The sequence below is a fragment of the Pseudomonas sp. GW821-FHT01C01 genome (assembly GCF_059422645.1).
In genome coordinates, this window is record NZ_JBWKXF010000024.1 from 1 (window position 1) to 19,071 (window position 19,071).

The window sequence follows — 19,071 nt, forward strand, 5'->3', positions numbered from 1 at the left end:
TTGGTATACCATCGTCGGCAGCGTCAGATGTGTAGAAGAGAAAGGAGCAAGCCCGCTCCCACAAGGATTGCGCTGTACCTGTGGGAGCGGGCTTGCTCGCGAAGGCGATAGATCAGTCACTGCAACTCTTCAAGTCTTACATCTGCGTCGCCATGCCCTCCACATTCATTGCCGCCTGACGCAACGCCTCGGAGCGTGTCGGGTGTGGGTGGCAGGTCAGGGCGATGTCTTCGGCCGAGGCGCTGAACTCCATGGCCACGCAGTACTCGCCAATCATTTCACTGACGCTCGGGCCAACCAGATGCACGCCGAGGACTTCGTCCGTGCGCTCATCGGCCAGCACTTTGGCGAAGCCTTCGGTTTCGTGGTTGATCTTCGCCCGGCTGTTGGCGGTGAAGGGAAACTTGCCGACCTTGTATGCCCGGCCTTCAGCCTTGAGCTGTTCTTCGGTCTTGCCGACGCTGGCCAGTTCCGGTTTGGTGTAGACCACGCTGGGGATCAGGTCGTAGTTGACCTCGCCAGCCTTGCCGACGATCTGCTCGACGCAGGCCATGGCTTCGTCCTCGGCCTTGTGCGCGAGCATGGGACCTGAGGTCACGTCACCAATCACCCAGACCCCGGCGGCTTCGGTGCGATGCCCCTTGTTGGCGAGCATGCCGCGTTTGTCCGTGGTGAGGCCGACGTTCTCCAGGCCCAGACCCTGTGTATAAGGTCGGCGTCCGATGGCCACCAATACGTAATCGGCCTCCAGCAACTCGGCAGCACCGCCAGCGGCAGGCTCGATGCTGAGCTGAACGCCATTGGCGGAGCTGGTGGCGCTGGTCACTTTCGAACTCAACTTGAAAATCAAGCCTTGCTTGCTCAGGGAGCGTTGCAGGGTTTTGCCGGCTTCGATATCCACGCCGGGGCAGATCCGGTCTAGGAACTCGACCACGGTCACCTGCGCCCCCAGGCGACGCCATACCGAACCCAGCTCCAGGCCGATCACGCCAGCGCCGATCACCACCAGATGCTTGGGCACCTCGGCCAGCGCCAGGGCACCGGTGGAGTCGAGGATGCGTTTGTTATCAATGTCCACGCCGGGCAGGGGCGTGGGTTCGGAACCGGTGGCAATGATGATGTCCCTGGCGCTCAGTACGGTCTTGCCACCCGCGCTATCGGTCACCGTGACTTTGCCCGGTCCGTCGATGTGGCCCCAGCCTCTGATCCAGTCGACTTTGTTTTTGCGGAAAAGAAACTCGATGCCCTTGGTCAGCCCGGTAACGCTTTCATCCTTTTGCTTCATCATCTGGGCGAGGTTGAGATTGGGTTTGACTTCGATCCCCAGGTTGGCGAATTCCGCGCCCATGGCCGCGTCGTAAAGTTCGGAGGCATGCAGCAACGCCTTGGATGGCATGCAGCCGACGTTCAGGCAGGTGCCGCCGAGTGTGGCGCGTCCTTCCACACAGGCTGCTTTCAGACCCAGTTGTCCGGCGCGGATCGCCGCGTTGTAACCGCCGGGTCCACCGCCGAGTATCACGACGTCATAAGTGCTCATGGATGTACTCCTGGATCGAAAGGGGAAGGGATGGGTAAAAGTAGTTCCTGGATAAAATTACGAACGTAATATGTGCGTTCTGCAGCATTTCGGTCAAGGCTTCAGGTACGTGACAGGTTGTGCATCTTTAGATGGCGCGCTTGAATACGGAAATTTCACCATTTTCGTTATATCGTAACGAATTGCCATGTTAGCGAAGACACTCTGGGGTGGTATGCAAGTCGATCTCGATGTTGATGAAGCGCCGTTAGCCGGGTTGCCGCGCTTTCAGCAGGCGGTCATACAAGGGCGGCGATTGCGCCAGTTCGCTATCGGTGCGGGCATACTCGCGACGGTAGGTGTACTGCTGGCCTCTTTTGCCTGGCTGTTTTCTTCGCAAACACTGTGGCCAGCGTTGCTGCTGAACCTGAGCGCGGCGTCTGTGGTGTTGATGGCGGGTGCGCAATCGGCCGGGTGGGTGGCCCAGTGGCGTGCCCGCGCAATGAATCCCGTGGTGCCGGAGGTCGTTGTCGACGAATCTGTCGCGCCTTTGGGGTGGTATGAACGGTTGCTGGACCGGATCAGCCGGCAATCGCAGCACCTGCTCAGGCAAATAGGCGCGCCGACGCTGTGGCTTGGCGGTTGGGCCGTGTTGGCGCTGGTGGGCGTCGAACAGGCCTGGAACCTCACGTTGCCCCCGGCAGCGTTGGGCCTGGCCGCCACTGTCGGGGCGGCGTGTTCCTTGTTGTTGGCGTTCGGCCTGTTGGTGATGGAGCGCCATCTGGCGCAGGAAAACACCGCGCAATGGCCTGAAGCTGCCGCGTTGGCGCAATTGACGCGTGTGGCGATCATCAGCCTGGTACTCGGTGCCTTTTGTCTGTTGTTTGCCGATGAAACGTCGATTTGGCCCGTACGCATGGCGGTGTTGATCGGACTGCTGCCGGGGTTGGTGGCAGCAGAACTGTTGCTGCGCGCGGTGTTGTCATTGTTCAGTCCGCGCCGCGAACGCCTGGAACCGGAGCTGCTGGCGCGCAGTTTTGTCGCCGACATGCTGCGCTGGCCACCACAGCCATTGCTGGCGCTGCAGCACGAATTGCATAACCGCTTCGGCATCGATCTGCGGCAGATCTGGGCCTTCACCTACATGCGTCGGGCGTTCCTGCCGGTGTTGGCGGTGGTTTCGCTCGTTGGCTGGTCGCTGACTGGCATTCACGAAATTGCGCTGCAAGGGCGTGGCATCTACGAACGATTCGGCAAGCCGGTGGAGGTGTTTGGTCCAGGTTTGCATATGGGGTTGCCGTGGCCATTGGGGCGCGTGTTGAGCGTCGAGAACGGCGTGGTTCACGAGTTGGCCACCAGTGTTGGCGAAACCTCGGCCCCCGTTCAGGCCGACCCCGCCGAAGGCCCGGCCCCGGCGATCGCCAATCGTTTATGGGACGCCAGCCATGTGAACGACAAATCCCAGGTGATCGCCAGCAGCCGAGCCGACAAGCAGAGCTTTCAGATCGTCAACATGGACGTGCGCTTCGTCTATCGCATCGGTCTGAGCGATGAGGCGGCGTTGGCCGCGACCTATAACAGTGCGGATGTGCCGATGTTGATTCGCAGCACCGCCAGCCGAATTCTGGTTCACGACTTCGCCTCACGCACCCTCGACGGTTTGCTGGGCGAGGACAGGGTAGGGCTGGCTGAAGAAATCGGTCGCGCCGTCCAGGCTGACTTGCAAAAACTCGACAGCGGCGTGGAAATTCTCGCCACGGTGGTCGAGGCGATTCACCCTCCGGCCGGTGCAGCCAACGCCTATCACGGCGTGCAAGCAGCGCAGATTGCTGCGCAAGCCTTGATCGCCCGTGAGCGCGGCGCCGCTGCCGAGGCCACTAACCAGGCGCAGTTGCAGGCCAGTATCGCCCGCGATCAAGCGACGGCCAGCGCCCGTGAAATCAATGCCGGCGCCCAGGCAGCGGACCTGAAATTCAATGCCGAGCGAAAAGCCTATGCCAGCGCTGGCCAAGCCTTTGTGCTGGAGCAGTATTTCAGTCAGTTGTCCCAGGGTTTGGTCAACGCCAAATTGCTGGTTCTCGATCATCGTCTGGGCGGCAGCAGCAATGCGCCGACCATCGACCTCCGTACTTTCACGCTGCCGGTTGACCCTGCGCCGTCGCGTAAAACCGCTCAGCCAGGAGCTGCCAATTGAGCCAGTCCCATACGCACGATCACGATGACCACAGCGGCCACGATCACGGCCATGGCGGGCATCACCACCACGGCCATCACCATCATCACCATCATGGCGATCCTCAGGAGGCCGGACCGTTTCCATGGCGCCGTATGGGTTGGGCTGCTTTATTGGTGGCGTTTGCTGTCGCTGCCGCGAGCCTGGTGCAGGTGCGTTCGGGCGAGGCCACGGTAATCACGCGTTTCGGCAATCCTTCCCGGGTCATGCTGGAACCGGGGTTGGGCTGGCGCTGGCCGGCACCGTTCGAGGCGGCGATCCCGGTGGATCTGCGGCTGCGCACCACGTCCAGCGGTTTGCAGGACGTGGGCACGCGGGACGGATTGCGCATCATCGTTCAGGCCTACGTGGCGTGGCAGGTACAGGGCGATCCGGAAAATGTGCAACGCTTCATGCGTGCGGTGCAGAACCAGCCCGATGAAGCAGCGCGGCAGATTCGCACCTTTGTCGGCTCCGCACTGGAGACCACCGCCAGCAGTTTTGATCTGGCGAATTTGGTGAATACCGATGCCAGCCAGGTGCGCATCGCCGATTTCGAAGCCCAACTGCGCAAGCAAATCGATCAGCAGCTACTCACCACTTATGGCGTGCGTGTGGTGCAGGTCGGTATTGAACGATTGACGCTGCCATCGGTGACGCTCACCGCGACCGTCGACCGGATGCGCGCCGAGCGTGAAACCATCGCCACTGAACGCACGGCCATCGGCAAGCGTGAAGCCGCGCAAATTCGTTCCGCTGCCGAGCGTGATGCGCGGATCGTGCAGGCCGATGCCACCGTGAAAGCGGCGGATATCGAAGCGCAATCGCGGGTCGAAGCAGCGCAGATTTATGGTCGCGCCTACGCGGGATCGCCGCAGCTCTACAACTTGCTGCGCTCGCTCGACACCTTGGGCACGGTAGTGACGCCGGGGACCAAGCTGATTCTGCGCACCGATGCTGCACCGTTCCGGGTGTTGGTTGACGGTCCGCCGAGCCTCGAAAACAAGTCCGGATCGCAGCCATGAGTTTAGTTCCACGTGGAACAAATGAGTTGAGCAGTCCCTGGATTCAGGCCGGACGCTTGGCATTTATTGCCCTCTACGCGGTAACGGTGTTGGCGGCGTTGGCGTGGGCGTTTTCCAATGTGCGGCAGATCGATCCACAAAATCGCGCGGTGGTTTTACATTTCGGCGCGTTGGATCGCATTCAGAATGCAGGGTTGTTACTGGCCTGGCCGCAACCGTTCGAGCAGGTGATTTTGTTGCCGGCGGCGGATCGAGTGATCGAGCGTCGAGTGGAAGGCCTGTTGCGCAGTGGTGCCGCGATACAGGCAGATCGCGTGGCCAGTTTTGCCACGCCCATCAGCGATGCCCTCGCAGGCTCCGGCTATCTGTTAACGGGCGACGCCGGGGTGGTGCAACTCGATGTGCGGGTTTTCTACAAAGTCACTGAGCCCTATGCGTTCGTGCTTCAGGGCGAACATGTGTTGCCGGCACTGGATCGGCTGGTGACCCGCAGTGCCGTGGCGCTCACGGCCGCACGGGATCTGGACACCATTCTGGTCGCTCGTCCGGAGTTGATCGGTGCCGATAGCCAGGCGGCGGAAAGACGCGAGCGCTTGCGGGGGGATTTGGTGCAGGGCATTAACCAGCGCTTGGCTGAGCTCACTGCGACAGGGCAGGGTTTGGGGATCGAAGTGGCGCGGGTCGATGTGCAATCGAGTCTGCCAAGTCCTGCGGTCAACGCCTTCAACGCGGTGCTGACGGCCAGCCAGCAAGCCGATAAAGCCGTCGCCAATGCGCGCACCGAAGCCGAGAAGCTGACGCAGACCGCCAACGAGCAAGCCGACCGCACGCTGCAGGTGGCCCATGCCCAGGCGAGTGAACGACTGGCCAAAGCGTCTGCTGATACGGCCACCGTGTTGAGCCTCGCCAAGGCACAGCAGCAAGGTACTGATCCGCAAATGTTGCTGCGCATCTATCGCGAGCGGATGCCGAAAATTCTCGGCCAGGCCGGATCGGTCACGACGGTCGATCCCAAAGACGATTCCCGCCTGATCATTCAGGGAGCTGCACAATGACTGCGCAAACCGCCACCGCGCCGAGCATGTTGTCTTCGGCAGAACAACGTAGCGCCGCACGTCAACTGACCCTGGCCATGCTCGCCTTGGGATTGCTCGCCTTGGGATTGATCTGGCGCTGGTTGTCGCCTGAGCAAAATGGCGTCAGTCAGCTGCTGCTGGGTTTTGCCTCGTTGCTGGTCGCGGTGCCGGTCATGCGCTCGGCCTGGTACAGCCTGCGTTATCCAAGCCTGCACGGCATCACCGATCAATTGATTGCCTTGGCCATGCTGGGTGCCTGGGCCACCGGGGATCTGCTGACGGCAGCCCTGTTGCCGATCATCATGATCTTCGGTCACGTGCTGGAGGAGCGCAGCGTGATCGGTTCCCAGGAAGCGATTCACGCCCTCGGCAAACTGACCCGCAGCCACGCGCGCAAGGTGCAGGCGGACGGCACCATCATCGAAGTCGACAACGGCACGCTCAAGGCCGGCGATCTGGTCGAGGTGCGCGCCGGGGACCGGGTGCCGGCGGATGGTCGGGTGTTAGTCGGCCAGGCCAGTCTGGACACCGCCTCCATTACCGGCGAATCGGTGCCGATGGAGGCGGGAGTCGGCATGTCGGTGTTCGGTGGCGCGATCAATCTCGACGGTCTGCTGCGAATCGAAGTGACCCGCACCGGCCATGAATCGACCCTTGGCAAAGTCATCGCCCTGATGCAAAACGCCGAGCGCTCGAAGCCGCCGATCACCCGTCTGCTGGAGCGTTACGCCGGCAGTTATATGGTGCTGGTTTTGCTGTTGGCCGCCGTGACCTGGTTCATCACCAACAACGCTCAAGCGATGCTCGCGGTGTTGGTGGCGGCCTGTCCTTGTGCGCTGGTGTTGTCGGCTCCGGCCACGGCGATTGCCGGGGTGGCCGTGGCAGCGCGGCACGGGATTTTGATCCGCAGCTCTGCGTTCCTTGAAGAGTTGGCGGACCTGACTTCGCTGGTGGTCGACAAGACCGGGACGCTGACTTTCGGCACCTTGCGCCTGCAATCCATCGACAGTCCGCTGGAGGATCGCAGCCATGTACTGAAGCTCGCCGCCAGCCTCGGCTCGGCCAGCAGTCACCCGGTCAGCCGTGCGCTCGCGGGGTTGGTGACCCAGGAACATTTCCTGCTGCTTTCTGACATTCATGAGCGCCAGGGCCTGGGCGTGGTGGCTATGACCGGGCAGGGTGAAGCGGCGCTCGGCCGGCCGGAGTTGTTTGCGCAATTGGGCATCAGCACAACGGCGGTTCCCGATCACGACGGTCCGATTGCCGGGCTGGCGCTCAACGGGGAGTTTCTTGCCTGGCTGTTGCTGGCGGACAGCGTCAAACCCGAGGCGCAGTTTGCCTTGAGTGAGTTGCGTGAACTGGGTCTGGGCCGTCAGTTTTTGCTCACAGGGGACCGCCATAGCGTCGCGCAGACACTCGCCCGGGATGTCGGGATCAGTGACGTCGAAGCGCAAGCCCTGCCCGAAGACAAACTGAACCGCGTGCTCAAGGAAATCGACAGCGGCTTCCGGCCGATGGTGGTCGGCGATGGCATCAACGACTCCCTGGCCCTCAAGGCTGGCGTGGTGGGTGTCGCCATGGGTGCCGGCGGCGCAGACATCGCCCTGGCATCGGCTGACATCGTGTTGATCGGCAGTGACCTGCGCCGCCTCGGCACCTGCGTGCGCCTGAGTCGTCAGTGCCGTCAGACGTTGCAGGTCAATGTGATTATCGGACTGGGCTGGACCCTGGCGATCGTGGCCTTCGCCGCTTTCGGCTGGCTCGGCGCTGCCGGGGCAATGATTGCGGCGTTGCTGCATAACCTCAGCACCTTGCTGGTGTTGGGTAATGCCGGTCGTTTGCTGCGGTTCCAGGAGCCGTTACTCAAGCTCAAGGACGAAGCCTGAAGGCGAACGCTCTAAACCGCGTAATCACGGGACTTCAACTTTTTAGAACTGTGCGCCCGGTTCGTAGTCATTGAAGATGAGGGCAAATCATTTTGTGCGTTCGCGGCGGCCGGATCTGGCGTCGCGAATCATTGAAAACGGCTATTAATTCGATAGCCAGCTATTTTTCAAAGATGGTCTACCCTCTGATCAGACGTCTGAAACAAGGGGAATTTCCATGCTCGCGCAACTTCCACCGGCCTTACAGAATCTGCAATTACCGCTTCGCCTGAGACTCTGGGATGGCCATGAATTCAATCTGGGGCCGACACCCAGCGTCACGATTGTGGTCAAGGACCCACAAATGGTCACCCAGTTTACCCATCCAAGCCTGGACGCTCTTGGCGCTGCATTTGTCGAAGGCAAACTGGAGCTCGAAGGCTCCATCAGCGATGTGATCCGCGTCTGCGATGAATGGAGCCAGGCATTGCTGGATGAAGGCGACGACAATCAGCCGGTTCGTAGCGTCCACGACAAAGAGACGGACGCCAAGGCGATTTCCTACCACTACGACCTTTCCAACGCGTTCTATCAGCTGTGGCTAGACAGCGACATGGCGTATTCCTGCGCTTACTTCGAGACCGGCAGCGAAAGCCTCGAGCAGGCCCAGCAAGCCAAGTTCCGTCATTTGTGTCGCAAGCTGCGCCTGCAACCCGGCGAATATCTGCTGGATGTGGGGTGTGGTTGGGGCGGATTGGCGCGTTTTGCGGCGCGAGAGTTTGGCGCGAAAGTGTTCGGTATCACCCTCAGCAAGGAGCAGTTGGCTCTGGCCCGGGAGCGCGTAAAAGCGGAGGGCCTGGAGGACCTGGTCGAACTGCAACTGCTCGACTATCGCGATTTGCCGCAGGATGGCCGCTTCGACAAGGTTGTCAGCGTCGGCATGTTCGAACACGTTGGCCACGCCAATCTGGCGGAGTACTGCAAGACTCTGTTCGGTGCGGTAAAAGAGGGCGGCCTGGTGATGAACCACGGGATCACCGCCAAGTACACCGATGGCCGTCCGGTGGGGCGCGGTGCCGGTGATTTCATCGGAAAATATGTGTTCCCCAACGGCGAACTGCCGCACCTGTCGATGATCTCTGCCGAGATCAGTGAGGCCGGCCTGGAAATCGTCGATGTCGAAAGTTTGCGCCTGCACTATGCGCGCACCCTGGATCACTGGAGCGAACGCCTGGAGGATAACCTCGAAGCGGCCTCCAAGCTCGTACCGGAGCAAGTCCTGCGGATCTGGCGGCTTTATCTGGCCGGTTGCGCTTACGCGTTTGCCCGGGGCTGGATCAACCTGCACCAGATTCTTGCGGTGAAGGCCCACGCCGATGGCAGTCATGAACTGCCATGGACCCGTGACGACATCTACCTCTAGAGAATCGGTGAAATCAGCCGGGCGACCCGCATGCCGACCTGTTGCAGGCGGTGGGTCTCCCGGCCTTCTTCTTTAGCGATTTCGTGGGCGTTGGCGAAGTCATCGTTGAGCATCTGTTCCACCTCGGCGGCAAACGCGCGGTCGACGGTCAGCAACATCACTTCGAAATTCAGCCGGAACGAACGGTTGTCCATGTTGGCGCTGCCGATGGCGCTGATTTCGCTGTCGACCAACACCACTTTCTGATGCAGGAATCCGGGTTGGTAACGGAACACCCGCACACCGGCGCGTACCGCTTCGAAGGCGTAGAGGCTGGAGGCAGCGTAGACGATGCGGTGGTCGGGCCGAGACGGTAACAGCAGGCGCACATCCACACCGCGCAGTACCGCCAGGCGCAACGCTGCGGACACGGCCTCGTCGGGGATGAAATACGGGCTGGTAATCCATATCCGTTCCGTCGCCGCATGGATGGCTTCGACAAAGAACAGTGAACAGGTTTCGTAGGAATCTGCCGGACCGCTGGCGAGCAACTGGCACAATACGCCGTCTTCCGGATAAACCTCGGGCAGGATCAGTGGCGGCAGTGCACGAGCCGCCCAGAACCAGTCTTCAGCGAAAGATTCCTGCATACACGCCACTACGGGCCCGCGCACTTGCACGTGGGTATCGCGCCACGGTGCCAGGGGCGGCTTCTCGCCCATGTATTCGTCACCGACGTTGTGCCCGCCGACGAAGCCCAGAATGCCATCTACCACCACGATCTTGCGGTGGTTGCGGAAGTTCACCTGAAAGCGATTGAGCCAGCCGCTGCGGGTGGCGAAGGCTTTGACCTCGACCCCGCCATCACGCAAGGCCTGCACGTAGCCGTGGGGCAGGGAGTGGCTGCCGATTCGGTCATACAACAGGTAAATCGCCACGCCTTCGGCGGCCTTCTTCAACAACAGGGTTTGCAGGCGTTGGCCGAGGCGGTCGTCGTGAACAATGAAAAACTGGATCAGCACGGCTTCTTTCGCCTGGCTGATGGCATCGAAAATGGCGTCGAATGTCTGCTGGCCGTTGATCAACAATCGCATCTCGTTGTTGGCTAGGCACGGCATGTGTCCCAGTTTCGGCAGCGCTCTGAGTGAGGCATATGCCGAGGAAGCGCGGGCGGTGAGGGCTTCTTCCACCCAGGGCCGCCAGTTGAGTTCGGAGATGGCCTTGCGCATTTCCTCGTTGGCCTGCCGGCGTGCCTTGATGTAGCCATCGAACGTGCTGCGGCCGAACACCAGGTACGGGATCAGCGTGAAGTAGGGGATGAAAAACAACGACAGGGCCCAGGCGATCGAGCCTTGGGCGGTACGAACGGTCAACACGGCGTGTATGGCTGCGATCATGCCCAATGAGTGCAACAGGGCGACGGTATAACCGAAAATATGCGGTCCGAAATAATCCATGGGGGCTGCCTTGCTCCTGAAGATTCAGTGCTTAACAGACCATGTTCCGTGCAGAATGTCGCTAATTAATTGGCCCATGAACCGAAGCCTGCGGCTGACGTCTAACGGCCACTACTGATCAGGAGTTACTCGATGAACGTTCGTCTGCTGGGTTTGGCCATGGCACTGGGTTTGGCACTTCCTGTGGCGGCTCACGCGCAAATGTTACAACCAGGATTGTGGGAACTGACCACGAGCAACATGAAGGTCGATGAGCAGAATATGCCGGACCTGCAATTGATCCTCGGCCAGCTCCAGAGCCAGATGACCCCTGAGCAGCGTGCGCAGCTGGAAAAGCAGGGCATCACCATGGGGGGTAAAGGGATCCGGGCGTGCCTGACCCCGGAACAGGTCAAGACCGACAACATTCCGCTGACCGATCCGCAGTCGGGCTGCAAGCAGGAAATCACCGACCGCTCCGGCAATCAGTGGAAATTCCGCTTCAGCTGCCCGAAAGCCCAGGGTGCGGGGGTGGCGACATTCGTCAGTGATCGCGAATTCACCACCAAGGTCAACGGGACATTCAACGCCACCGGCATACAGCAGAAGGGCAGCCTTGAATCCCGCGCCGTCTGGTTGGGGCAAGATTGCGGCACTGTGAAGCCAAGAGCTTAAAAGCTTCGCGAGCAAGCCCGCTCCCACATTGGTTTCGTGAACTCCACAGATCAAATGTGGGAGCGGGCTTGCTCGCGAAGGCGTCCATCCAGCCTCCCTAGATCCCCGGCCGGCTCAACCACTCACACGCCGCTTCGACAGCCATGCGGCCAAAATCCTCCCCCGTGCGACTGCGCACACTTACAAATCCGCCCGCCTGTTCTTTTTCGCCAACCACTACCAGGTACGGCACGGTCCGGCTGTGCTGGCGAATCTTGTAGTGGATCTTTTCGCTACGCAGGTCGGCCCTGGCGCGCACGCCCCTTTGGCGCAAGGATTCGGTCACCGCTTGTGCATAAGTCGCCTGGCGATCATCCATGCTCACGACGACCACGTGGGGCGGAACGCGCCAATGTTGCAGTTCCTGATGGCTTGACCAGCAGGTGCCGTAGATCCGTTGTTGCAACGTGCCGCTGATGTGATCGAGGGCAAACGCCTGCAAGACTTTGGTGGTGGGGACGTGCGGCCCATGGCTCGGGTACTCGGTGTCCCCCAGACTGTACAGCGACACCTCTTCGCGCGGTGGCCGACGACGGATCGAGTGATTGGTCGCTGCCAGTGACTGCATGCGCGCTTCGATGAGGGGCAGGTCTGCCGGGGTCAGCGGTCGCTCGACTGTAAACTCGTAAAAGAAGCCATCGCCCAATTCCTTCCCCGCGCGCATTTGCGCATGTGGGTGAAGTTGCTTGACCGCCATGGCCAGCATCAATGCACAGGAGCGGCGCAGGATCTCCAGGCCGTCCGGCTCCTGGGGGGTGACAATGCTGACCCGGGCATCCGCCTCGATCATGTATTCGCAGTCCACCAGTACACCATTGACTCGACCCGCTACGGCCGCACTGGCCAGTTCGGAGCCGATGCTGGCAGCCACCTCATGCACGGACAGCGGCTGGTCGTATTCACGCAATGAACCATCGGGCAGGGTGATCTGGATCATGGTCGGCGTACTCACGTGCTTCTTACGAGCGTTATCGCATAAACCGTAGGCGTAAATCCTGGCTGCTGTCATTAAGACGTTTGTCGTACCAGGCAATTTGCCTATACGTGATCGTGGTACTGACGCTGTGCCGAAAGCTCCAGCGGGCGAAGGGGGCGGCCGCATTGCGACCGGATTGGTTGCATGGAAACGGCAACGCCGCCGGGCTCGGGTTTGATCAGCACCAGATCTGCCCGATAGCCTTCTTGAAGATAACCGCGATCGGGAATGACGAACAGGTCGGCGTGGGGTTCTTGCGGATCATGGCTTGCTCAACGCGTTGTACAGGGTATTGAGGTTGTACTCGAACAACCCGGTGAAGGTGCTGGCCGGACCGCTCGCCGCAAGGGCATCGGAGTACAACGTGCCCCCGATCTGCGCACCGCTTTCATCCGCGATCTGCTTGAGCAGGCGAGCGTCCTTGATGTTTTCCATGAACACGGCTTTGACCTTGGCCTGACGAATCTGGGTGATCAATGCGGCCACCTCGGCGGCTGAAGGTTCGCGCTCAGTGGACAAGCCTTGAGGCGCCATGAAGTCGATACCGTAGGCTTGGCCGAGATAACCGAAGGCGTCATGGGACGTCACGATCTTGCGGTTGCCCGGTGGCAATGAGCCGAGTTTGGCCTTGGCTTCGGCGAGCAAGGCGTAGACCTGTTTCAGGTACGCTTGGCTGTTGCGCTCATAGTCGGCTGTGTTCGCCGGGTCAGCGGCGATCAGCGCCTTGGTGATGTTGGCGATGTACAACTCGGTGTTCGCCAGGTTATGCCAGGCATGCGGGTCGGGAACGGTTTCGCCGTCTTCATCCAGGCTACGCGGTATGACACCGTGGCTCGCGCTGATGACCGGCGCTTTGGTCTCGGTGCTCGTCACCAGTCGATCCAGCCAGGGCTCGAAACCCAAACCATTCTTGATGATGAGTTTGGCTTTGAGCAGCGCCTTGGCGTCGTCCGGTGTCGGCTCGTACGTGTGGGCATCCGCGTCCGCGCCGACCATGTTGGTGATCTGGATATGATCCTTGCCGACCTGTCGGGTCATGTCGGCAAGGATGCTGAAGCTGGTGACCACCTGAAGTTTTTCGGCGGCAGACAGCGACATCGACACCATCAAACTGAACAGCACGAGTAGAGCGCGCATCGGGTAACACCTCATTGGGATGTGAGCAAAGGTGGGCGGCGCAGCAAGCCGTGCACCGGTCCTGACACCACGGACAACAGATACCAACCGCCTGCGACCAACACGATTGCCGGACCACTGGGTAGCGAGTAATAGAACGAGATCAACAGACCGAGCCACACCGAGAGGCTGCCGAGCAAGGCCGCGACGACTATCAGTACCGGCAGGCGGCGACTCCAGAAACGCGCCGCAGCGGCAGGCAACATCATCAAGCCGACCACCATCAACGCGCCGATCGCCTGGAAACCGATGACCAGATTCAACACCACCAGCGTCAGGAACACGCCGTGGGCCAGTGGGCCGAGTCGGCTGACGGTTTGCAGAAAAAGCGGGTCGAGGGTGTCGAGCAGCAGTGGTTTGTAGATCAGTGCCATGGCAATCAGACTCAGGCCTGAAACCCAGAGCATGCCGGTCAAGGTGGGGCCGTCGACCGCCAGCGCCGAGCCAAACAGCAGGTGCAACAGGTCCAGGCGTTTGCCGGCGATGCCGAGAATCAGTACGCCACAGGCCAGGGAAATCGGGTAAATCGCCGCGAGGCTGGCGTCCTCTCGCAGGCCGGTGCGTCGTGTAATCCAGGCAGCGAGGCCCGCCATACTCAGGCCGGCGCCGAGGCCGCCGATGGTCAATGCCGGGAGGCTCAATCCGGCAAACCAGAAGCCTAAAGCCGCACCGGGAAGAATGCCGTGGGCGACGGCATCGCCGATCAGGCTCATGCGCCTGAGGATCAGAAACACCCCCAGCGGGGCTGTGCTGCACGCCAGGACCAAACCACCGAGCAGCGCCCGACGCATGAAGACGAATTCGTGGAACGGTTGCCAAAGATGCGTAGCAGCGATCATCAGGCCACCTGCGCTTGTGGTTGTTGGCGGATCAGTTCGGTGCTCGGACCAACTACGCAACCGCTGCTTTTGATCAGCAATGTTTGTGGAATGTGCTCGCGGACAGAAGCGAGGTCATGGCACACGACCATCAGCGTCCGGCCTTCGAGGTGCCAGTCGTGCAAGTGCTTCCAGAGCAATGCCTGGCCGAGTTCATCAAGGGCCGCGTGGGGTTCGTCGAGTAACAGCAAGGGTGCTTCGGTCAGGCTCAATCGGGCGAGCAGGGCGCGTTGCAATTCACCGCCGGAGAGGGCCATCAGGGGGCGATCTTCCAGGCCGTTCAGGCACCAGTTTTCGAGGACGGTTTTCAGTCGTTGGCTGCGGGTCTCCGGTGATTGTTTGTTGCCCCAGAAACCGGCGGCGACCAATGCCTGGAGGCTGATCGGGAATTGCCTGTCGAGGTGTTGTTGCTGGGGCAGGAACGACACGCCGCCCTTGAGTGGAACACTCAGTCGCACCTTTCCGGCCAATGGTTTTTGCAAACCGGCGATGACCTTCAGCAGGCTGCTTTTACCGCAACCGTTCGCACCGATGATGGCGGTCAGGCTGCCCGTCGGCAGTTCGAGGTCCAGCGCCGGCGTGAGTGGCTGACCTGGTGCACCCCAGCGCAAGGCGTGGCAACCAATCATGCGAGCTCCCAGTTGAAGCGGCTTTCGGCTACGGCGTCATGGGCGTGCAGACTTTCGGCGTGGATGACGCTGATGTGGAAGGCATTGATGCCCGTGGAGCGTTTCAGGGCCAGATTCAAACGGCGTGCGGCGTCTTCGCAGAACATCAGGTTCTGACCATTGGCCAGGGCGAAGGCTTGTTCGTCGGCGCGTTTTACCGCGGTTTGAACGGCTGTACCGAGTGCGGCTTCGGCGTCGTTGATGACGGCGATCAGAGGCAACTCATCGACAAAATCAGCGAGCCGTACGCGCAACTTTGCGCTGCTGCGTTGGCTGTGAGGTGTGGCGACGATGCCGCTTGTGGAGCCGAGCCACGCTAAAACGTCGGCGTGTTGCAGTGACTTGTTGGCGAAATCATCGGCGAACTGCTGCTGAATCAACTGTCGAGAAAGCGCCGCGGAACATGGACAGGTTGAGGAATAAGGCACGTCGATTTTTAGTTCCACGTGGAACATCGCGTTTTTCAAACGCGCTTCGATGCTGACCGGATAGCTTTTCCAGCCTGCCAATGGGCTGATCAGCGCCGACCTTTTCAGCAACAAATCGGCGTGAATGGTTAGGTGAGCACTTCTGGAAAGCCCTTCATGGCTCTCAAGAAAACGCTGTAAAACCCTGCGCAATAAAGCAGGTGAAAGGCTTTCCTGCTCCAGTAATTCAAGCGCCAGATAGAGCCGTGACATGTGAATGCCACGCGCGTTGCCATCGTCGAGACTCACGCCGGCATCGGCCTTTGCATTCAGTCGTTGGCCATCAAACAAAACAGGAAGAGCAATGCCGCACATGCCCACCCACTCCAGTGGCAGGGCTTGGCGTGAGGCCTGCGCGGCGATATCCGGCAGAGTCAGCGCATTCATGAGCAGGTCCATCGAGGGAGTTGATTTGGCATGTTATAGTATAACAATTAAATCGACGATGCCTTTTTCATGAACAGGTTTTCATCCTGCACGACACCACTTGCTCAACCTGATTCTGGCCAGCGTGGCCATTGGCGCGTCGGCTACGCAAATTCGAAGAAAAACAGGCAGACCTAACAGCCGGCAATCCGGCTGCAGGTGAATTTGGCGCTGCTGCCGCCGGAACTGGAAAACCGGTTGATCGTGGTCCAGCCGACGCGTTGGTTGTAGCCAACCCAAGCTTCGCCATCGGAAGCGATGCCGGTGAAAAACGTAAGTTGACCGTAGCGGCTGTTGGTCTGCACCCAATAGCGTTTTCCGGCCATTTCGAAACCCCGCAAATAGATTGTGCTTCCGGCGGTATTGACGCTGTAGGCGTTGCCATCCGCATCCACGCAGGCCAGCAGGTTCGCGCTTCGGGTGCACCTGGTCAGGCTCGGGACCTGTGCCAGCGCGTCGGCTGCAGCCAGCAGGGAAAGCATTATCAACGCAGGTTTCAGGGCGTTGCGCATGGGGATTCTCACGAAGGGAATGCGTTCAGCATCGTGTCCTTTGGCCGGTTGGGCAAGAGGGGATGGTTTATTTGTGTTGTTATACTATAACATTAAAATAAGCCCGACACAGCGACCGGGCATCCCTGTGAGGAATATGCAGATGTCCAATCGACTCCCCGTGACCGTTCTCTCCGGCTTTCTTGGTGCCGGAAAAAGTACACTTCTTAATTACATACTACGTAATCGTGATGGTTTGCGGGTTGCAGTCATCGTCAACGATGTGAGCGAAATCAACGTCGATGGCACCGAAGTCCAGCGTGATGTCAGCCTGAATCGGGCTGAAGAACGGTTGGTGGAAATGAGCAACGGGTGTATTTGCTGTACGTTACGTGAAGATCTGCTGGAGGAAGTAAGTCAACTCGCCGGGGAGGGTCGTTTCGACTACCTGCTGATCGAATCCACCGGTATTTCCGAACCGCTGCCAGTAGCGGAGACCTTCACCTTTCGCGATGAAAACGGGCAGAGCCTCAACGACATCGCACGTCTCGACACCATGGTCACGGTAGTCGATGGCATGAATTTCCTGCTCGATTACCAGGCTGCCGAAAGCCTGGCTTCCCGAGGAGAAACCCTTGGGGAAGAGGACGAGCGTTCGATTACCGATCTGTTGATTGAGCAAGTCGAGTTCGCTGATGTGATTTTGCTCAGCAAGATCGATTTGATCAGCAGCCACGAACGCGAGGAGCTGATTGCCATCCTTGAACGGCTCAACGCCCGGGCAGAAATCATTCCGATGGCGATGGGCGAAATCCCCTTGAATAAAATTCTAAACACCGGTCGTTTTGACTTCGAAAAGGCTGCCCAGGCACCGGGATGGCTGCAGGAACTGCGTGGCGAACACGTACCGGAAACCGAAGAGTACGGCATTGCTTCCAGCGCCTACCGGGCACGCCGACCGTTTCATCCGCAGCGCTTCTTCAACTTCATCAACGGCTCTTGGGACAACGGCAAACTGCTGCGCTCCAAGGGCTTTTTCTGGCTGGCAAGCAAGCACATGGACGCCGGCAGCTGGTCTCAGGCCGGAGGTATGATGCGCTATGGTTTTGCCGGGCGCTGGTGGCGTTTCGTGCCGAAAAACCAATGGCCGCAGGATGCGGAAAGTACCGCCGGGATCATGAAAAACTGGACTGCCGACAGCGGAGACTGTCGCCAGGAACTGGTATTCATCGGCCAGAACATCGACTTCACGCAGCTAGCGGCCGAGCTGGACGCCTGCCTGCTGACCGATGAGGAAATGGCGCTCGGTGTAGAAGGCTGGCGATTGTTGGCTGATCCATTCGGCCCTTGGTACGAAGAGGCTGCCTGACCCGCTGCGCAAGCTTCAAGGCTTGAGCCAGGTGCCCTGGCTCTGGGCCTCGCAGTACGGCTGTAAATACGCCGCGTCGGTGGCAACTCCGTAATAGTGAATATCTTGCCGGTAGGGCATATTGGCGACTTGGGCGTTGCTGCAGATACCAAATGCGCCGCCGGGGCATTGGTCGACATACTTCACTTCGACTTTCTGCCCCGCCAGGTTCGGCTGGCAGAAACCATCGGCAAAGAGCTTTGGCGGGATGTTGCGGTTCTGCTGGCAAACCTGGACGTCAAGCCGCTCGGCCTGGCTGTGAACCACACACGCCTGGGCCAGCGCCTCGCCTGAAACGAGTGCCAGGAGCAACGACAAGCCAATCAACCGCATCCATCACCTCCTCAGAAACCATCGACCATGCTGCAGAATATCCCCACTCATGTCATTGCCGGCCCGTTGGGCGCCGGCAAGACCAGCCTGATAAAGCACCTGCTGGCCCAGCGTCCGGCCGGCGAGCGGTGGGCGGTGCTGATCAACGAGTTTGGCCAGATCGGTCTCGACGCTGCGCTACTGACCCGGGATGCCGATGGTATCGCACTGGGCGAAGTGGCCGGGGGCTGCTTGTGTTGCGTCAATGGGGCACCGTTTCAGATTGGACTTGGGCGATTGTTGCGCAAGGCGCAACCGGACCGGCTGTTCATCGAACCCTCGGGGCTGGGGCATCCGGCGCAGTTGCTCAGGCAATTGAGCGAAGCGCCGTGGCAAGGCGTGTTGGCTGTTCAGCCTTGTGTGCTGGTGCTGGACGCCCAGTCGCTCGCCGCTGGCAAACCGTTGCCGGATGCGCAACAGCAAGCGCTGAGCCATGCGGGATTGTTACTGCTGAACAAGTCGGAAGGTTTCGACGAAGAACGTCGCCAGCGAGTCGCCGCGCTATTGCCGCCGACCCCCCTGTGCTGGACGCAACAGGCGGTTTTACCGTTGAGCGAGTTGCCGGGGTTGAATACCAAAGCGCAGGCAGGTGTGGATAACTTCGTCGTGCCCAAGGGATTGGCGCAGTTGCCGGCCGTCTGGAGCGATCGCGCATTGCCAATCTGCTTGAGTCAGGAGCAGGACGGTGGCTGGAGCATCGGTTGGCGTTGGCACCCAGGCCAGGTGTTTGATGCCGCTCTGGTTAGCCAGTGGCTTGAGGACGCTGGCTGGAGGCGGGCGAAGCTGGTTATCCACAGTGTCGAAGGGTGGGTCTCGGCGAATGCGGTGGATAACTCGGTGCTGGACTGGCAGCCCAGTGAATGGCGGCAGGATTCACGTATCGAGCTGATTTTCAGTGAACCGCAGAATGCAGAACTGTTGCAGAGTGAGCTCGCAGCGTGCCGATCCGAATCGGGTTAGTGG

17 protein-coding genes and 1 pseudogene are annotated in these 19,071 nt (G+C 60.1%); 8 read left to right on the forward strand and 10 right to left on the reverse strand.

Going from position 1 to position 19,071, the window contains the following annotated elements; translation table 11 throughout:
* Window positions 1-136: 136 nt before the first annotated feature.
* Entirely contained in the window at window positions 137-1,537 is a 1,401-nt protein-coding gene (gene lpdA / locus AC07XF_RS16080) for a dihydrolipoyl dehydrogenase (RefSeq protein ID WP_495027259.1), read from the reverse strand.
* A 214-nt stretch (window positions 1,538-1,751) separates the two neighbouring features.
* Between lpdA and AC07XF_RS16085 the strand changes: the two genes are divergently transcribed.
* The 5 genes from AC07XF_RS16085 to cfaB all read left to right on the forward strand — a co-directional run bounded on the left by AC07XF_RS16085 (window position 1,752) and on the right by cfaB (window position 9,117).
* Window positions 1,752-3,710, forward strand: coding sequence for an SPFH domain-containing protein (locus tag AC07XF_RS16085; protein WP_495027305.1), 1,959 nt, complete (start codon window positions 1,752-1,754; stop codon window positions 3,708-3,710).
* Window positions 3,707-4,753: a protease modulator HflC gene (hflC, locus tag AC07XF_RS16090; RefSeq protein WP_495027260.1), complete on the forward strand. Its 1,047-nt coding sequence runs from the start codon at window positions 3,707-3,709 to the stop codon at window positions 4,751-4,753. Before AC07XF_RS16085 ends, hflC begins: the two co-directional genes overlap by 4 nt.
* Window positions 4,750-5,808 carry a protease modulator HflK gene (gene hflK, locus AC07XF_RS16095; protein WP_108230959.1) on the forward strand — a complete coding sequence of 353 codons (1,059 nt, stop codon included), beginning with the start codon at window positions 4,750-4,752 and terminating at the stop codon, window positions 5,806-5,808. The genes hflC and hflK overlap by 4 nt, the downstream gene beginning before the upstream one ends.
* Window positions 5,805-7,715: a cation-translocating P-type ATPase gene (locus AC07XF_RS16100; protein ID WP_495027261.1), complete on the forward strand. Its 1,911-nt coding sequence runs from the start codon at window positions 5,805-5,807 to the stop codon at window positions 7,713-7,715. The genes hflK and AC07XF_RS16100 overlap by 4 nt, the downstream gene beginning before the upstream one ends.
* Window positions 7,716-7,932: 217 nt before the next feature.
* Window positions 7,933-9,117: a C17 cyclopropane fatty acid synthase CfaB gene (gene cfaB / locus AC07XF_RS16105; protein ID WP_495027262.1), complete on the forward strand. Its 1,185-nt coding sequence runs from the start codon at window positions 7,933-7,935 to the stop codon at window positions 9,115-9,117.
* Here cfaB and cls read toward each other — a convergent pair.
* Window positions 9,114-10,553, reverse strand: coding sequence for a cardiolipin synthase (cls, locus tag AC07XF_RS16110; protein WP_495027263.1), 1,440 nt, complete (start codon window positions 10,551-10,553; stop codon window positions 9,114-9,116). The genes cfaB and cls overlap by 4 nt on opposite strands.
* A 132-nt stretch (window positions 10,554-10,685) precedes the next feature.
* Between cls and AC07XF_RS16115 the strand changes: the two genes are divergently transcribed.
* Window positions 10,686-11,207, forward strand: coding sequence for a DUF3617 domain-containing protein (locus tag AC07XF_RS16115; RefSeq protein WP_116262400.1), 522 nt, complete (start codon window positions 10,686-10,688; stop codon window positions 11,205-11,207).
* Window positions 11,208-11,304: 97 nt separating this feature from the next.
* Here AC07XF_RS16115 and AC07XF_RS16120 read toward each other — a convergent pair whose 3' ends face one another.
* From AC07XF_RS16120 to AC07XF_RS16150, 7 genes and pseudogenes are all read right to left on the reverse strand, one after another.
* A complete protein-coding gene (locus AC07XF_RS16120) occupies window positions 11,305-12,183 on the reverse strand; it encodes a His/Gly/Thr/Pro-type tRNA ligase C-terminal domain-containing protein (RefSeq protein WP_495027264.1) in 879 nt (292 codons plus the stop codon).
* 31 nt (window positions 12,184-12,214) lie between these two features.
* Window positions 12,215-12,467: pseudogene (locus AC07XF_RS16125) on the reverse strand (dihydroorotase); the annotation flags it as partial.
* Between the two features lie 16 nt (window positions 12,468-12,483).
* Window positions 12,484-13,359 carry a metal ABC transporter substrate-binding protein gene (locus AC07XF_RS16130; RefSeq protein ID WP_495027265.1) on the reverse strand — a complete coding sequence of 292 codons (876 nt, stop codon included), beginning with the start codon at window positions 13,357-13,359 and terminating at the stop codon, window positions 12,484-12,486.
* Between the two features lie 11 nt (window positions 13,360-13,370).
* A complete protein-coding gene (locus AC07XF_RS16135) occupies window positions 13,371-14,237 on the reverse strand; it encodes a metal ABC transporter permease (RefSeq protein ID WP_495027266.1) in 867 nt (288 codons plus the stop codon).
* On the reverse strand, window positions 14,237-14,905 hold the full coding sequence (locus AC07XF_RS16140) for a metal ABC transporter ATP-binding protein (protein ID WP_495027267.1): 669 nt from the start codon (window positions 14,903-14,905) through the stop codon (window positions 14,237-14,239). Before AC07XF_RS16140 ends, AC07XF_RS16135 begins: the two co-directional genes overlap by 1 nt.
* Window positions 14,902-15,798 (reverse strand): GTP cyclohydrolase FolE2, encoded by an 897-nt coding sequence (gene folE2 / locus AC07XF_RS16145; RefSeq protein WP_495027268.1) that lies wholly within the window; start codon window positions 15,796-15,798, stop codon window positions 14,902-14,904. The genes AC07XF_RS16140 and folE2 overlap by 4 nt, the downstream gene beginning before the upstream one ends.
* Window positions 15,799-15,971: 173 nt before the next feature.
* Entirely contained in the window at window positions 15,972-16,349 is a 378-nt protein-coding gene (locus tag AC07XF_RS16150; RefSeq protein WP_495027269.1) for a glutamine synthetase, read from the reverse strand.
* A 142-nt stretch (window positions 16,350-16,491) separates the two neighbouring features.
* Between AC07XF_RS16150 and zigA the strand changes: the two genes are divergently transcribed.
* Window positions 16,492-17,697, forward strand: a complete 1,206-nt coding sequence (gene zigA / locus AC07XF_RS16155; protein WP_495027270.1) for a zinc metallochaperone GTPase ZigA — start codon at window positions 16,492-16,494, stop codon at window positions 17,695-17,697.
* Window positions 17,698-17,712: 15 nt separating this feature from the next.
* Here zigA and AC07XF_RS16160 read toward each other — a convergent pair whose 3' ends face one another.
* Window positions 17,713-18,069: an NADH:ubiquinone oxidoreductase gene (locus tag AC07XF_RS16160; RefSeq protein ID WP_495027271.1), complete on the reverse strand. Its 357-nt coding sequence runs from the start codon at window positions 18,067-18,069 to the stop codon at window positions 17,713-17,715.
* A 27-nt stretch (window positions 18,070-18,096) separates the two neighbouring features.
* Between AC07XF_RS16160 and AC07XF_RS16165 the strand changes: the two genes are divergently transcribed.
* The gene (locus AC07XF_RS16165; protein ID WP_495027272.1) at window positions 18,097-19,068 is read left to right on the forward strand and encodes a CobW family GTP-binding protein; all 972 of its coding nucleotides are present in this window, start codon (window positions 18,097-18,099) and stop codon (window positions 19,066-19,068) included.
* Window positions 19,069-19,071 lie beyond the last annotated feature (3 nt).

Bases quoted from the DNA above. Each gene is read 5' to 3' on its own strand.
- lpdA (WP_495027259.1), bottom strand. From the start codon at position 1,537: ATGAGCACTTATGACGTCGTGATACTCGGCGGTGGACCCGGCGGTTAC.
- AC07XF_RS16085 (WP_495027305.1), top strand. From the start codon at position 1,752: ATGCAAGTCGATCTCGATGTTGATGAAGCGCCGTTAGCCGGGTTGCCG.
- hflK (WP_108230959.1), top strand. From the start codon at position 4,750: ATGAGTTTAGTTCCACGTGGAACAAATGAGTTGAGCAGTCCCTGGATT.
- AC07XF_RS16100 (WP_495027261.1), top strand. From the start codon at position 5,805: ATGACTGCGCAAACCGCCACCGCGCCGAGCATGTTGTCTTCGGCAGAA.
- cfaB (WP_495027262.1), top strand. From the start codon at position 7,933: ATGCTCGCGCAACTTCCACCGGCCTTACAGAATCTGCAATTACCGCTT.
- cls (WP_495027263.1), bottom strand. From the start codon at position 10,553: ATGGATTATTTCGGACCGCATATTTTCGGTTATACCGTCGCCCTGTTG.
- AC07XF_RS16115 (WP_116262400.1), top strand. From the start codon at position 10,686: ATGAACGTTCGTCTGCTGGGTTTGGCCATGGCACTGGGTTTGGCACTT.
- AC07XF_RS16120 (WP_495027264.1), bottom strand. From the start codon at position 12,183: ATGATCCAGATCACCCTGCCCGATGGTTCATTGCGTGAATACGACCAG.
- AC07XF_RS16130 (WP_495027265.1), bottom strand. From the start codon at position 13,359: ATGCGCGCTCTACTCGTGCTGTTCAGTTTGATGGTGTCGATGTCGCTG.
- AC07XF_RS16135 (WP_495027266.1), bottom strand. From the start codon at position 14,237: ATGATCGCTGCTACGCATCTTTGGCAACCGTTCCACGAATTCGTCTTC.
- AC07XF_RS16140 (WP_495027267.1), bottom strand. From the start codon at position 14,905: ATGATTGGTTGCCACGCCTTGCGCTGGGGTGCACCAGGTCAGCCACTC.
- folE2 (WP_495027268.1), bottom strand. From the start codon at position 15,798: ATGAATGCGCTGACTCTGCCGGATATCGCCGCGCAGGCCTCACGCCAA.
- AC07XF_RS16150 (WP_495027269.1), bottom strand. From the start codon at position 16,349: ATGCGCAACGCCCTGAAACCTGCGTTGATAATGCTTTCCCTGCTGGCT.
- zigA (WP_495027270.1), top strand. From the start codon at position 16,492: ATGTCCAATCGACTCCCCGTGACCGTTCTCTCCGGCTTTCTTGGTGCC.
- AC07XF_RS16160 (WP_495027271.1), bottom strand. From the start codon at position 18,069: ATGCGGTTGATTGGCTTGTCGTTGCTCCTGGCACTCGTTTCAGGCGAG.
- AC07XF_RS16165 (WP_495027272.1), top strand. From the start codon at position 18,097: ATGCTGCAGAATATCCCCACTCATGTCATTGCCGGCCCGTTGGGCGCC.